Origin of the sequence: Streptomyces sp. Ag109_O5-10 (genome assembly GCF_900105755.1) — a bacterium.
In the GTDB taxonomy this organism is placed as follows: Bacteria; Actinomycetota; Actinomycetes; order Streptomycetales; family Streptomycetaceae; genus Streptomyces.
Genome location: NZ_FNTQ01000001.1, coordinates 7,537,493 through 7,551,408, shown reverse-complemented (window position 1 = coordinate 7,551,408; position 13,916 = coordinate 7,537,493). Strand labels below are relative to the sequence as shown.

Annotated in this window: 11 protein-coding genes; 4 read left to right on the top strand and 7 right to left on the bottom strand. The window is 72.4% G+C overall.

Annotation, left to right across the window (positions count from 1 at the left end):
- The first annotated feature begins 83 nt into the window (after positions 1–83).
- The 4 genes from BLW82_RS34400 to atzF are packed head-to-tail and all read left to right on the top strand — an operon-like array spanning position 84 to position 6,701.
- Entirely contained in the window at positions 84–908 is an 825-nt protein-coding gene (locus tag BLW82_RS34400; RefSeq protein ID WP_093505115.1) for an urea amidolyase associated protein UAAP1, read from the top strand.
- Entirely contained in the window at positions 905–1,519 is a 615-nt protein-coding gene (locus tag BLW82_RS34395) for an urea amidolyase associated protein UAAP2 (protein ID WP_093505113.1), read from the top strand. Before BLW82_RS34400 ends, BLW82_RS34395 begins: the two co-directional genes overlap by 4 nt.
- Positions 1,516–5,028, top strand: a complete 3,513-nt coding sequence (locus BLW82_RS34390; protein ID WP_093505111.1) for a 5-oxoprolinase/urea amidolyase family protein — start codon at positions 1,516–1,518, stop codon at positions 5,026–5,028. The genes BLW82_RS34395 and BLW82_RS34390 overlap by 4 nt, the downstream gene beginning before the upstream one ends.
- A gap of 17 nt (positions 5,029–5,045) precedes the next feature.
- Entirely contained in the window at positions 5,046–6,701 is a 1,656-nt protein-coding gene (gene atzF, locus BLW82_RS34385) for an allophanate hydrolase (RefSeq protein WP_093505109.1), read from the top strand.
- 107 nt (positions 6,702–6,808) lie between these two features.
- Here the strand turns inward: atzF and BLW82_RS34380 are convergent, their stop codons facing one another.
- From BLW82_RS34380 to BLW82_RS34350, 7 genes are all read right to left on the bottom strand, one after another.
- Complete coding sequence (locus BLW82_RS34380) at positions 6,809–9,661, bottom strand: DEAD/DEAH box helicase (RefSeq protein WP_093505107.1); 2,853 nt, start codon at positions 9,659–9,661, stop codon at positions 6,809–6,811.
- Positions 9,662–9,744: 83 nt separating this feature from the next.
- Positions 9,745–10,686 (bottom strand): twin-arginine translocase subunit TatC, encoded by a 942-nt coding sequence (tatC, locus tag BLW82_RS34375; RefSeq protein ID WP_093505105.1) that lies wholly within the window; start codon positions 10,684–10,686, stop codon positions 9,745–9,747.
- A 47-nt stretch (positions 10,687–10,733) separates the two neighbouring features.
- On the bottom strand, positions 10,734–11,012 hold the full coding sequence (gene tatA, locus BLW82_RS34370) for a Sec-independent protein translocase subunit TatA (RefSeq protein WP_093505103.1): 279 nt from the start codon (positions 11,010–11,012) through the stop codon (positions 10,734–10,736).
- A 276-nt stretch (positions 11,013–11,288) separates the two neighbouring features.
- On the bottom strand, positions 11,289–11,483 hold the full coding sequence (locus BLW82_RS34365; RefSeq protein WP_093505101.1) for a hypothetical protein: 195 nt from the start codon (positions 11,481–11,483) through the stop codon (positions 11,289–11,291).
- A 10-nt stretch (positions 11,484–11,493) separates the two neighbouring features.
- A complete protein-coding gene (locus BLW82_RS34360) occupies positions 11,494–11,754 on the bottom strand; it encodes a hypothetical protein (RefSeq protein WP_093505099.1) in 261 nt (86 codons plus the stop codon).
- 115 nt (positions 11,755–11,869) lie between these two features.
- Positions 11,870–12,880 carry a helix-turn-helix transcriptional regulator gene (locus BLW82_RS34355; protein WP_093505097.1) on the bottom strand — a complete coding sequence of 337 codons (1,011 nt, stop codon included), beginning with the start codon at positions 12,878–12,880 and terminating at the stop codon, positions 11,870–11,872.
- Positions 12,881–12,899: 19 nt separating this feature from the next.
- Positions 12,900–13,853, bottom strand: coding sequence for a helix-turn-helix transcriptional regulator (locus BLW82_RS34350; RefSeq protein WP_093505095.1), 954 nt, complete (start codon positions 13,851–13,853; stop codon positions 12,900–12,902).
- Positions 13,854–13,916: the final 63 nt, after the last annotated feature.

Below are 13,916 nucleotides of genomic sequence, written 5' to 3'. Positions count from 1 at the left end.
CGCGGCAACGCCGCCGACCCGGCCCGCCCCTAATTTCTGTCGGGCGACAGAAATCCCCCCATCCAAGGAGCCGGAGGTCAGCGATGGCGACAGCGACCACGTACGGAGCCCGCGCCCACGCCCGCGCCCAGGCGGGCACCCGCGCCGAGGCCATGCCCGTCGTACCGGCCGCCGACTGGCCGGACCCGCCCTGCGAGGCGGGCCACCTGGTGTGGGCCGAGACGGTGGCGGGCGGCAACTACACGCACCGCGTCCTGGCCCGCGGCACCGAACTGCGCCTGACCGACCCGGCCGGCGACGCCTGCGCCCACCTCCTGCTGTACGCCGACGGCCGCCCCTGGGAGCGGCTGAACGTCGCCGACACGGTCAAGGTCCAGTGGAACGCCTACCTCGGCGAGGGCGTCCTGCTCCTCTCCGACCAGGGCCGGGTCCTCGCCTCCGTCGTCGCCGACACCTCCGGCCGGCACGACGCGCTGTGCGGCACCTCCACCCTGGTCCGCAACACCGAGCGGTACGGCGACGGCACCCCGCAGTCGCCCTCCCCCGCCGGCCGCGAGCTGTTCAAGCTGGCGGCGGCCAAGAACGGCCTGGAACCACGCGACCTGCCGCCGTCCCTGTCGTTCTTCCAGGGCGTGGAGGTCCGCGCGGACGGCTCGCTCGACTTCACCGGCCCGGCCGGCCCCGGCGGCAGCGTCACACTCCGCGCCGAGCAGGACGTGACCGTGCTGATCGCGAACGTCCCGCACCCGGCCGACCCGCGCCCCGACTACATCAGCACCCCCCTGCAGGTGCTGGCCTGGCGCGCGGCGCCCACCCCGCCCGGCTCCGCGCTCTGGGACGCCACCCCCGAAGGCCGCCGCGCCTTCCTCAACACCGCCGAATTCCTCGCCGCGAGGGGGCTCGCATGAGCACGAGCACGCAGACCGCCGTCGTCCCGGCCCGCGCCGCCTGGTCCGCGGTGATCGCCGGGGGCGACACCCTCACCATCACCGACCTGCACGGCAACCAGGCCGTGGACTTCCTCGTCTACGACGCCCACGACACCTCGGTCCGCTACAGCGCGCCCGACACCGTCCACGCCCAGGGCAACATCTTCCTCACCACCGGCAGTGTGCTGCTCTCCAACGAGCACACGCCGCTGATGACGGTGACCGCCGACGAGGTCGGCCGGCACGACACGGTCGGCGGCGCCTGCTCCAAGGAGTCCAACACCCTGCGCTACGGCCACCACACCTGGTCCCAGCACGCCTGCGTGGACAACTTCCTCGCGGAGGGCGCGAAGCACGGCCTCGGCAAACGCGACCTGGTCTCCAACATCAACTGGTACATGAACGTGCCCGTCGAGCAGGACGGCACCCTCGGCATCGTCGACGGGCTCTCGGCCCCCGGCCGGAAGCTGTCCCTGCGCGCCGACCGCGACGTCCTCGTCCTGGTCTCCAACTGCCCGCAGATCAACAACCCCTGCAACGGCTTCGACCCGACGGCCGTGGCGATGGCGATCACCGGGGCCGCGGCATGACCTCCTTCGACAAGCTGCTGGTCGCCAACCGGGGCGAGATCGCCGTCCGCGTCATCCGCACAGCCCGTGAACTGGGCCTGCGCACGGTCGCCGTCTACTCCGACCCCGACCGCTCGGCCCCGCACGTGCGCCTCGCCGACGAGGCGGTCCGGCTCGGCCCGGCGCCCGCGAAGGAGTCGTACCTCGACGCCGACCTGGTCCTCAAGGCGGCCAAGGACACCGGCGCGGGCGCGGTCCACCCCGGCTACGGCTTCCTGTCCGAGGACGCCGACTTCGCCCGGCGCTGCGCGGAGGCCGGGATCGTCTTCGTCGGCCCGACCCCCGAACAGCTGGAACTGTTCGGCGCCAAGCACACCGCACGTGCGGCGGCCCAGGCCGCCGGTGTCCCCCTCGCGCCCGGCACCGGTCTGCTGCACGGCCTTCCCGAGGCCCTGCGCGAGGCGTCCGCGATCGGCTACCCGGTCATGCTCAAGGCCACCGGCGGCGGTGGCGGTATCGGTATGTCGGCATGTCGATCGGCCGACGAACTCACCGACGCCTGGGACCGCGTCCAGCGGGTCGCCGCCGCCTCCTTCTCCTCCTCCGGGGTCTTCCTGGAACGCCTGGTCGAGCGCGCCCGCCATGTCGAGGTCCAGGTCTTCGGCGACGGCGAGGGCCGGGTCGTCACCTTCGGCGACCGGGACTGCTCCCTCCAGCGCCGCAACCAGAAGGTCGTCGAGGAGGCCCCCGCCCCCGGCCTGCCCGGCCACGTACGGGCCCGGCTCGCCGACGCCGCCCGCGATCTGTGCGCCTCGGTCGGCTACCGCTCCGCGGGCACGGTCGAGTTCGTGTACGACGCGGCCCGCGAGGAGGCCTACTTCCTCGAGGTCAACACCCGCCTCCAGGTGGAACATCCGGTCACCGAGGAGATCTACGGCGTCGATCTGGTCGCCTGGATGCTGCGCCTGGCCCGCGGCGAGACCGACGTGGTCCGCGACCCGGGCACCCCGCGGGGCCACGCCGTCGAGGCCCGCGTCTACGCCGAGGACCCCTCCCGCGAACACCGGCCCAGCGCGGGTCTGCTGACCCGGGTCGAGTTCCCGGACGGGGTGCGCGTCGACGGCTGGGTGGAGACCGGCACCGAGGTGACGACGTCGTACGACCCGATGCTCGCCAAGGTGATCGCGTACGGCGCCGACCGCGCCGAGGCGCTGCGGCGGCTGGACGAGGCGCTGGCCCGCACCCGCGTCGACGGCATCGAGACCAACCTCGGCCTGGTCCGCGCCGCGCTCGCCGACCCCCGCTTCCGTTCCGCCGCCCACTCCACGGCCATCCTCGCCACGGTGACCGATCCCACCCCCCGGATCGAGGTCGTCGCCGCGGGCACGCTCACCACGGTCCAGGACTGGCCGGGCCGCACCGGCCACTGGCAGGTCGGCGTCCCCCCGAGCGGCCCGATGGACGACCGCTCCTTCCGCCTAGGCAACCGCGCCCTGGGCAACCCGGAGGGCGCGCCCGGCCTCGAATGCACCCTCCAGGGTCCGTCCCTGCGCTTCACCCACCCCACCACCGTCTGCGTGACCGGCGCCCCGGCCACGGTGACCGTCGACGGCGCCCCCGCGGCCCAGTGGGAGCCGGTGACCGTCCCGGCGGGCGGCCTGCTGGAGGTCGGCGCCCCCGCCGAGCACGGCCTGCGCACCTACGTCCTGTTCGCCGGCGGCGGCCTGGACGTCCCCGGCTTCCTCGGCAGCGCGAGCACCTTCACCCTGGGCCGGTTCGGCGGCCACGGCGGCCGGGCGCTGCGCACGGGTGACGTCCTGCACGGCGGCGCCGTGACGGACGGCGCGCCGGTCGCCGACCGCTCGCATTTCACCACCGCCTGGCAGCTCGCGGCCGTCGAAGGCCCCCATGCGGCCCCGGAGTTCTTCACCGAGGACGACATCCGCGACTTCTACGCGGCCGAGTGGAAGGTGCACTTCAACTCGGCGCGCACCGGAGTACGCCTGGTCGGCCCCAAGCCGCGCTGGGCCCGCACCGACGGCGGTGAGGCGGGCCTGCACCCGTCCAACATCCACGACACCCCGTACTCGGTCGGCGCCGTCGACTACACCGGCGACATGCCGGTCCTGCTCGGCCCGGACGGCCCCTCCCTGGGCGGCTTCGTCTGCCCCGCGACCGTGCTGAGCGGCGAACGCTGGAAGCTCGGCCAGCTCCGTCCCGGCGACACGGTCCGCTTCACCCCCGTCGACGTCACGGGCGCCCCCCGCGCCGAGATCGTCGACGGCGGGGTCCTGGCCCGCGACGGTGACGTGACCTACCGGCGCAGCGGCGACGACAACCTGCTGGTCGAGTTCGGCCCCATGCAGCTCGACCTCGCCCTGCGGATGCGGGTCCACGCGCTGATGGAGGCGGTGACGGCGGCGCAGCTGCCCGGGGTCACGGACCTCACGCCCGGCATCCGCTCCCTCCAGATCCGCACCGACCCCCGCGTCCTGCCCCAGACCGGACTCCTGGGCGCGGTACGGGAGATCGTGGTCGGACTGCCGCCCACCGACGAACTCGTGGTCCCCTCCCGCACGGTCCACCTCCCCCTGTCCTGGGACGACCCGGCGACCCGCGAGGCGATCGCCCGCTACATGGCGGGCGTCCGCGACGACGCGCCCTGGTGCCCGTGGAACATCGAGTTCATCCGCCGGATCAACGGCCTGGACTCGCCCGACGAGGTCTACCGCACGGTCTTCGACGCGGAGTACCTGGTCCTCGGCCTCGGTGACGTGTACCTGGGCGCCCCGGTCGCCACCCCGCTGGACCCCCGCCACCGCCTGGTCACCACGAAGTACAACCCGGCCCGCACCTGGACCGCCGAGAACTCCGTCGGCATCGGCGGCGCCTACCTGTGCATCTACGGCATGGAGGGTCCGGGCGGCTACCAGTTCGTGGGCCGTACCACCCAGGTGTGGTCGGGCTGGCAGCAGCGCGGCGCGTTCGAGCCGGGCATGCCGTGGCTGCTGCGGTTCTTCGACCGGATCAGGTGGTACCCGGTGTCCGCGGACGAACTCCTCGACCTGCGCGCCGACATCACCTCGGGCCGCTTCGTCCCGCGCATCGAGGAGGGCACCTTCTCGCTCGCCGCGTACGAGAGCTTCCTCGCCGAACACGCCGCATCCATAGCGGAGTTCAGGTCACGTCAGCAGACGGCCTTCGCGGCGGAGCGCGACGCCTGGGAAGCGGCCGGCGAGTTCGCGCGGGCGGAGGCCTCGGCCGCACCGGCCGCCGCACCGGCCGAGGTGTCCGTCCCGCCGGGCGGCCGCCTGATAGAGGCCGAGTACGCGGCCTCCGTATGGCAGTTGAACGTGGCGCCGGGCGACGAGGTGTCGGCGGGCCAGCCGCTTCTCGCCCTGGAGGCGATGAAGATGGAGTCCAGGGTGCACGCGCCGGTGCCCGGTGTGGTGACGGAGATCCTGGCCCGGCCCGGAGACCAGGTGGAGGCGGGCACGGCCCTGCTCGTCCTGGCACCGGCCCCGAACTGAGCGACAGGAGCACGACCATGTCCAGCACCCTCTCCCGGGTCCGCGCCGCCTACGCGCGCATCGGGGCCGTCGACCGGCCCGAGATCTGGATCGACCTGCGCCCGCGGGCCGAGGCCGAGGCGGAGGCCCGCGCGATCGACGAGCGGGTGGCCGCGGGGGAGCACCTCCCCCTCGCGGGCCGGCTGTTCGCCGCCAAGGGCAACATCGACGTGCACGGCCTGCCCACCACGGCGGGCTGCCCGGCGTACGCCTACGAACCGGAGGCCGACGCGCCGGCCGTGGCCCGGCTGCGGGCGGCCGGCGCACTCGTCCTCGGCACCACCAACCTCGACCAGTTCGCGACCGGCCTGGTCGGCACCCGCTCCCCGCACGGCGCGGTCCGCAACGCGATCGACCCCAGCCGGATCAGCGGCGGCTCCAGCTCCGGCTCGGCCGTCGCCGTGGCCCTCGGCATCGTCGACCTCGCCCTCGGCACGGACACCGCCGGCTCCGGCCGGGTCCCCGCCGCCTTCAACGGCATCGTCGGCCTCAAGCCGACCCGCGGCCTGGTCCCGACGGCCGGTGTGGTCCCGGCCTGCGCTTCCCTCGACTGCGTGACGGTGTTCGCCCGGACACTGGCGGAGGCGGAGCAGGCACTGTGCTATGTCACATACCACCCGGACCGGTCCCTCCCGCCCCTCCCCCAGCGCCCCCCGGGCCCCTGGCGCGTCGCCGTCCCGCCCCTGACCCAGCTCGGTGAGCTGGACGAGGGCTGGGCCGAGGCCTACGAGGCGGCGGTGCGCCGTCTGGCCGCCGCCGGCGCCTCGATCCGCCCGCTCGACCTGACCCCCTTCACCGAGGCGGCCGCGATGCTGTACGAGGGCGCGTTCGTGGCCGAGCGCTACACGGCCGTGGGCGCCTTTGTCGACAAGTTGATCTCGTCCGGTGGCGAGGGTCTCGACCCCACCGTGGCAGGCATCATCACCCGGGCCCGTGCCATCCCGGCCCACCGGCTCTTCACCGACCAGGAGCGCCTGGCGGACCTGCGCACCCGCGCCCTGGCCGAACTCGGCGACGCGGACGCCCTGCTGCTCCCCACCACCCCCGGCCATCCCACCCTCGCCGAGGTGGCCGCCGACCCGCTGGGGGCCAACGCCCGCCTGGGCCGCTTCACCAACTCGACGAACCTGTTCGACCTGGCCGCGGTGGCGGTACCGGCGGGCGAGGTGGGCGGCCTGCCGTTCGGCGTGATGCTGATCGGCCCGGCGTTCACGGACGACCGGCTGACCACGATCGCCCGCGCCCTGGAGCCCCGGGTGAGCCTGGCGGTGGTCGGCGCCCACCTGACGGGCCAGCCGCTCAATCCCCAGCTCCTGGCGCTGGGGGCGGTACTGGACCGTACGACGACCACGGCCCCGGTGTACCGCCTCCACGCCCTGCCGACGACCCCGCCCAAGCCGGGCCTGGTCCACGTGGGCGAGGGCGGCGCGGCGATCGAGACGGAGGTGTGGAGCCTGCCCCCCGAGGGCCTGGGCCGCCTGCTCGCGACACTCCCCCGCCCGATGGCACTGGGCAGCGTGGAGCTGGCGGACGGCACCAGCGTCCCCGGCTTCCTGTGCGAACCGAGCGCGCTGACGGACGCCGAGGACATCACCTGGTACGGAGGCTGGCGGAACTACTTGAGCGAGGGCTGAGGCGACCCGCCTGCGTGGGGGCGCGGGGCCGTATTCGATGTGCGGCTACCGCCGCGCGGGCGCGACCAGCCCCCGCCCCCACACACCCGCACCCGCCGACGCGCCGGTCACCCCACCGACGAGTAGGCCACAACCCCACGCAGCACCAGATCGACCGCCTTCCGCGCAGTCTTCCCCACGGTCGAGCCCGCCACAGGAGAGGCCGCCGAGATCTGCCCGAGCACGTCGATGACCTGCTTGCACCAGCGGACGAAGTCACCGGCGGGCATCTCCGCCTCCCGCAGCACCTCGTCCAGACCCGTCCCCGAAGCCCACATGTAGACCGCCCAGGCGAAGCCGAGGTCCGGTTCGCGCTGTCCGACGCCCTCGGTCTGGTTGATCCGGAAGTCCTCCTCCAGGGCGTCCAGGCGTCCCCAGATCCGGACCATCTCGCCGAGTGCGGCCTTGGCCTTCCCGGAGGGCAGTTTGGGCGCCATCGCGTCGTCGCCGGTCCGGGCCTCGTACACCAGCGCCGAGACGCACGCGGCGAGTTCGGCGGGGCTGAGCCCCTCCCACACGCCGGCCCGCAGGCATTCGCTGGCGAGCAGGTCGAGTTCGCCGTACAGGCGCGCCAGCCGCTTGCCGTGTTCGGTGACCTCGTCGCCGCGCAGGTAGTCCAGCTCGGTCAGCAGCGCCACGATCCGGTCGAAGGTCCGGGCGATGGTGTTGGTCCGCCCCTCGATGCGCCGCTCCAGCTGGGAGGTGTCCCGGATCAGCCGGTGGTAGCGCTCGGCCCAGCGGGCGTGGTCCTCGCGGTCGTTGCAGCCGTGGCAGGGGTGCGCCCGGATCGCGGTGCGCAGCCGCGCGATCTCCCGGTCGTCGGCCGCCTGCGAGCGCTTCTTACGGGCCCGCTCCGGCGGGATGTGCCCGGCCTTGGTGCGCAGCGCGGAGGCGAGGTCCCGACGGGACTGCGGGGAACGCGGGTTGAAGGACTTGGGGATCCGCATCCGCTCCAGCGCCTCGACCGGCACCGGGAAGTCGATGGAGGCGAGCCGCTTGACCTGCCGCTCGGCCGTCAGGACCAACGGCCGGGGGCCGTCGTGGTGTTCGAAGCCGCGGTGGCCGTTGGACCGTCCGGCGGGCAGCCCGGGGTCGAGCACCAGTGCAAGGCCCGCGTACTTGCCGGTCGGCACGTGGATGACGTCGCCCGGCTTGAGCTTCTCCAGGGCGACGGCCGCCTCGGCGCGTCGCTGGGAGGCGCCCTGCCGCGCCAGTTCGGTCTCCCGGTCCTTCAGCTCCCGCCGCAGCCGCGCGTACTCCTCGAAGTCGCCGAGGTGGCAGGTCATGGACTCCTTGTAGCCGGCGAGCCCCTCCTCGTTGCGCTGCACCTGGCGGGAGATCCCGACGACCGACTTGTCGGCCTGGAACTGCGCGAACGACGTCTCGAGCAGCTCACGCGAGCGGTGCCGCCCGAACTGCTCGACCAGGTTGACCGCCATGTTGTACGACGGCTTGAAGCTGGACCGCAGCGGGTAGGTGCGGGTGCCGGCGAGCCCGGCGAGGTGCTCGGGGCTCATGCCGCGCTGCCAGAGCACCACGGCGTGGCCCTCGACATCGATGCCGCGGCGGCCCGCACGGCCGGTCAGCTGGGTGTACTCGCCGGGGGTGATGTCGGCGTGCTGCTCGCCGTTCCACTTGACGAGCTTCTCCAGCACCACCGAGCGGGCGGGCATGTTGATGCCGAGCGCGAGGGTCTCGGTGGCGAACACGGCCTTCACCAGGCCGCGGACGAAGAGTTCCTCGACGACCTCCTTGAAGGTCGGGAGCATGCCGGCATGGTGGGCGGCGATGCCGCGCTCCAGGCCCTCCAGCCACTCGTAGTAGCCGAGGACGTGCAGGTCCTCCGGCGGGATCGACGAGGTGCGCTCCTCGACCAGGGCGCGCACCTTCTCCCGCGCCTCGTCGTCGTTGAGCCTGAGACCCGCGTACAGGCACTGCTGGACGGCGGCCTCGCAGGCGGCGCGGCTGAAGATGAAGGTGATCGCGGGCAGCAGGCCCTCGTTGTCGAGCCGTTCGATGACCTCGGGGCGGCCCGGTGTCCACACCCGGGAGCGCTGCCTGCGCTCCCGCTCCCGGTCGGCCTCCCGCATGGCGCGACCGCGTCTGCGGTCCTGGTACGACGGGCGCTGCGCCTCCATGCGGGCCAGCCGGGCGAGGTCGGGGTTGACGGCCTTCTTGTGGCCCTCGCCCTCCTCGAACAGGTCGTACATCCGGCGTCCGGCGAGCACGTGCTGGAAGAGCGGGACCGGCCGGTGCTCGGAGACGATGACCTCGGTGTCGCCGCGGACGGTGTCGAGCCAGTCGCCGAACTCCTCGGCGTTGGAGACGGTGGCCGACAGGGAGACCAGGGTCACGGACTCCGGGAGGTGGATGATCACCTCTTCCCAGACGGCGCCGCGGAAGCGGTCGGAGAGGTAGTGGACCTCGTCCATGACCACGTAGCCGAGGCCGATGAGGGTCTGGGAACCCGCGTACAGCATGTTCCGCAGGACCTCGGTGGTCATGACGACCACGGCGGCGTCCGGGTTGATGCTGTTGTCACCGGTGAGGAGGCCGACCATGCCGTCGCCGTAGCGGCGGCAGAGGTCGGCGTACTTCTGGTTCGACAGGGCCTTGATGGGTGTCGTGTAGAAGCACTTCTTGCCCTGCATGAGGGCGAGGTGGACGGCGAACTCGCCCACGATCGTCTTGCCGGAGCCGGTGGGGGCGGCCACCAGAACACCCTTTCCGGCTTCGAGCGCCTGACAGGCCTCGATCTGGAAGGGGTCGAGGCCGAAGTCGTACATCTCGCGGAACGACGCGAGCGCGGTGGCCTGCTCGGCGGCCCGCTTGCGGGCCGCCGCATACCGCTCGGCCGGTGAGAGGTCCTCTGTCATCGTGCTTTCGAGCGTACCGGTCCCCACTGACAACAGGACGATCATTATCCGGAACATGGGACGACGGACAACGAAGAGGTGCCCGCGTCGTGGGACGCGGGCACCTCCCGGTGGCTGTGGTCGCCCTGTCAGGTCACGTCGTCGTACCCGTTGACCCGGTCCGGAGCCTCGGGCAGCGCGCGGCTGGCGGAGACGGTCTCGATCTCGCCGATGTCGTCGGGGGTGAGGTCGAGGTCGGAGGCCTCGTCATCATCGAGGCCGTCGTCGTCGCGGCGGCGCTTGCGCCGGTCGTTGAGGAGGGAGAACGCGACCGCGCCGAAGTACAGCACCCAGATCGGTCCGGCGAGCGCCAGCATGGAGAGCGGGTCGGTGCTCGGCGTGGCCACGGCCGCGAAGACCGTGATGCCGAGGATCATCGCCCGCCACCAGCCGAGCATGCGCCTGCCGGTGATGATGCCGGTGAGATTGAGGAACACCAGGAGCAGCGGCAGCTCGAAGGAGAGGCCGAAGACGATCACCATACGGGTGACCAGCTGCAGCAGGTCGTCGAGCGGCAGCAGGTTGCTCACCCCGTGCGGGGTGAAGCCGATGAGCACCTTCGCGGTGGTCGGCAGGACCCGGTACGCGAAGTACGCGCCGCCGAAGAAGAGCGGAACGCCGGTGCCGACGAACGCGTAGGCGTACTTCTTCTCGTGCCGGTGCAGACCGGGGGCGACGAACGCCCACAGCTGGTAGAGCCAGACCGGCGAGGCGAACACCACGCCTGCCATCAGGGAGACCTGGAGGGCGAGGGTGAAGGGCGCGAGCAGACCGTTGATGGTGATCTGCGCGCACTGCTCGTCACCCTTCGTCGTGTTCATCTCCGAGAAGGTGTGGTGGCAACCGACCGAGTCGAGGATCGGCTTGGTGAGGAAGTCGATGACGTTGTTGTAGAAGAAGGCGGCGACCACCGTGATGACGATGATGGCCAGCATGGCCTTCGCGAGCCGGTTGCGGAGCTCACGAAGGTGATCCGCGAGAGGCATCCGCCCCTCGGGATCCTTCTCCTGTTTGCGGGCAGACTTTGGCAACCCACGTCCTCATCTCGTGCGGCAGGCCGGGGGCTACCGGCCTTGCGTCAGCGCTGGGTGGTGTCCGACGGCTCGTTGACCGGGCGGGCGCTGGTCACGTCGCCGGGGGCCGCCTGGATGGTGCGCTGGGCCTGGGACTGCTCGCCGGAGGCGGGCGCCTGGGCGGAGGTGTTGCCGTCTTCCTTCATCGCCTTGGCCTCGCTCTTGAGGATGCGAGCGGACTTGCCGAGCGAGCGCGCCATGTCGGGAAGCTTCTTCGCGCCGAACAGCAGGATGACGACGACGAGGATGAGAATGATCTCGGGGGCGCCGAGCCTTCCGAACATAAGTCTTTACCTTCTCACCGAGGCGGCTGGGTGGGATGCTGTCCGATCCGCCGGACATGCGTCCGATTGATCGTGCTCTCAGCGATCGTAACGCTCAGGGGTAAACGTGAGGCAATCCCCGTGCGTACTCCCGGTCCGCGGAACGTGCCTCGTTCTCCGTGCCGCGTTCAGCAGCGTACCTTTCCCTGCGGGCACCGTGACAGGGCGAAGTGACGCAAACCGCTTATTGCCCACCACTCACACCGTTCGCACAGCGGGGGTCACACACGGTGAGGGTCACAGTGCGTCCACGGTGCGGGCCGCGCTCCCGGCCGCCCGCTCCAGGTCCTCCGCGGCCCGGCTGATGCGCCGCGCCGAGTCCGCGACCTGCGCGCCCAGCCGCCGCGCCTCCAGGAAGACCCGGACGGCGAGCACGCCGAGCACGGCGAGACCCACGAAACCCACAGCTACCGCGACCATCGCCCAGAACATGGGGCCGAGCCTAGACGGTGGGGTGCAGCCGCAGCGTCCTGACCCCACCGCCGGTGAGCAGTTCGACGATCCGCTCGCCGGCGGGCTTGCGGACGGCGGCCCCGCAGTCGGGGCAGGTGAACGAGTAGAACGTCGTCTTGCTGGTGGCTCCGATGGCCAGGCGCAGGGCGCTCGCGGCGAGCTCGAAACTGCTCCGGCAGTCCGGGCAGCCGGCCCTGAACACCACGGGGACCACTCTTCTCATCCCGGCGAAGGCGGCCGCGACCGTCATCTCCCGCGCGCCCGCGCCACCGGCACCCGAAGTCCCGTCCAGAACCACCGAAGACTCGTTCAAAACCCTCGCCCCTCCTCTTGACCGTTCACCCTCGCCGGCTCGCCGCTCCGGCTCACTCATGCCCTTCCACGTCGCCGTGCCCGACCTGGTCGTACGCCGCCAGTGCCTCGCGGGCCGCCCGGCGGGCGCTGTCGGCCAGCTCGGGCGGTGACACGATCCGGCCGTCTCCGCCGAGCCTGAGCGCCAGCCGGCGCAGGGAGGTCGGATCGGGGGTGCGCAGAGTAATACGCAGCCCGCCGTCGGGAAGCTCATCGGCGCTGTCGTGCGGGTAGTACTCGGCGACCCAGCGGCCGCCGGGGCCGACCTCGACGACCACCTCGGGATCCTCGGCGGCCGGCTGCACCAGGGCCTCGGACAGGTCGCGCAGCTCGATCTCGGGGGGTGCGGACGGCTCGTCGAGGATCTTGATCTCGGCGACCCGGTCGAGCCGGAAGGTGCGCCGGGCCTCGGAGCGGCGGCACCAGGCCTCCACATAGGTGTGACCGACGCTGACCAGGCGGATGGGGTCGATCTCGCGCTCGGTGACCTCGTCGCGGGCCGGTGAGTAGTAGCGGATCCACAGCCGGCGGCGCTCGGCGATCGCCCGGTCGACGTCGGCGAAGACCCCGCCCTCGGACTCGAAGGTCACCGAGAGCCGGGCGCTGGCGTCACCCGCCTCGCCGGCCGCGGTCTCCAGCTTGGCGGTGGCCCGCAGCAGCGCCTGCCGGTCGCCCTCGCGCAGGCCCGGCAGGGTGGCCACCGCGCGGGCGGCGACCAGGAGCGCGGTCGCCTCGTCGGCGGCGAGCCTGAGCGGTTCGGCGGCCTCCTCGCCGAGCGCGGCCGCGTTGTGCCACCAGATGCGCTCGCCGTCGGTGTCGATGTCCAGCAGATCGCCGCCCCGGAAGCTGGTGCCGCACATGGGCAGCACGTCGAGGTCGGAGACCAGTTCGTCCTCGGTGATCCCGAAGGCGCGCGCCACGTCCGCGATCCGGGCGCCGGGGCGCTCGCGCAGGTAGGTCACCAGGGAGAGCATCCGCCGGGTCTGGTCGATGGCGTTCACGGGCCTGACCGGTTTTCCTGCCACTGCCTTGCTCCGCTCCCCCTCAGCCCTTGGCCACGGCACGCAGCCGGTCCACCACGTCGGCGCGCAGCTCGGCCGGCTCGACCACCATGACGTCCGGCCCGAACTCCACCAGCCAGGCGTCCAGCCCGTGCCCGTACGGAATCTCCAACTCGTCCCACCCGTCTCCGAGTTCCCGCACCGCGGTGGCCTTCGCCCGAAGGGGGTAGCCGGCACCTGAGCGCAGCCGGATCAGCGCGGAACGGTCCGCGATCTCACCGGCCCAGCCCGCCACGGTCTCGCGGACGGTGACGACGTCCGGGACCGGCGCGGTGAAGGGAGTGCCTCGGGAGCGGACCTTCCCGGTGATCCGGGACAGCCGGAACACCCGCTCGGCACCCCGGTCGCGGTCCCAGCCCGCCAGGTACCAGTGGCCTCGCCAGCACTCCAGGGCCCAGGGCTCCACGGTCCGGGTCTCGGGGCGGGCGGCGTTGGCCTTGCGGTAGTCGAAGACGACCGGGCGGCGGTCCCGGCAGGCCAGCATCAGCGGCTCGAAGGCGGCCTCGTGCACCGGGATCCGCGGCTCCAGGGCGCCGTGCGCCTCGTACGGGTCGACATCCTCGGGGAGGCCGGCCGCGCGCAGCTTCTGCAGGGCACCGCTGGCGGCACCGGCCAGCCGGGCCTGCTGCCAGACCTTCGCGGCGAGACCGAGGGCGGCGGCCTCCTCGGCGTCCAGGGTGATGGGCGGCAGACGGTTGCTGTCGCGGCGCGCGAGGTAGCCGACCTCGCCGTCCAGGTTCTCGACGGTCTCGATCACCAGCCCGAGTTCGCGGAGATCGTCCTTGTCCCGCTCGAACATCCGGCTGAAGGAGTCGTCGCTGCCCGCCTCCAGGTAGGCCTCGATGGATTCGCGCAGCTCACGCTTGCTGAGCGGCCGCCGCGTCCCCAGCAGGCACAGCGCCAGGTTCATCAGCCGCTCGGCCTTGGCAATGGCCATCGACGCCCTTCGTCTTCCCTATGGTGCTCCTGACCGATGACCGTACCGCTCCGGAGTGTCACG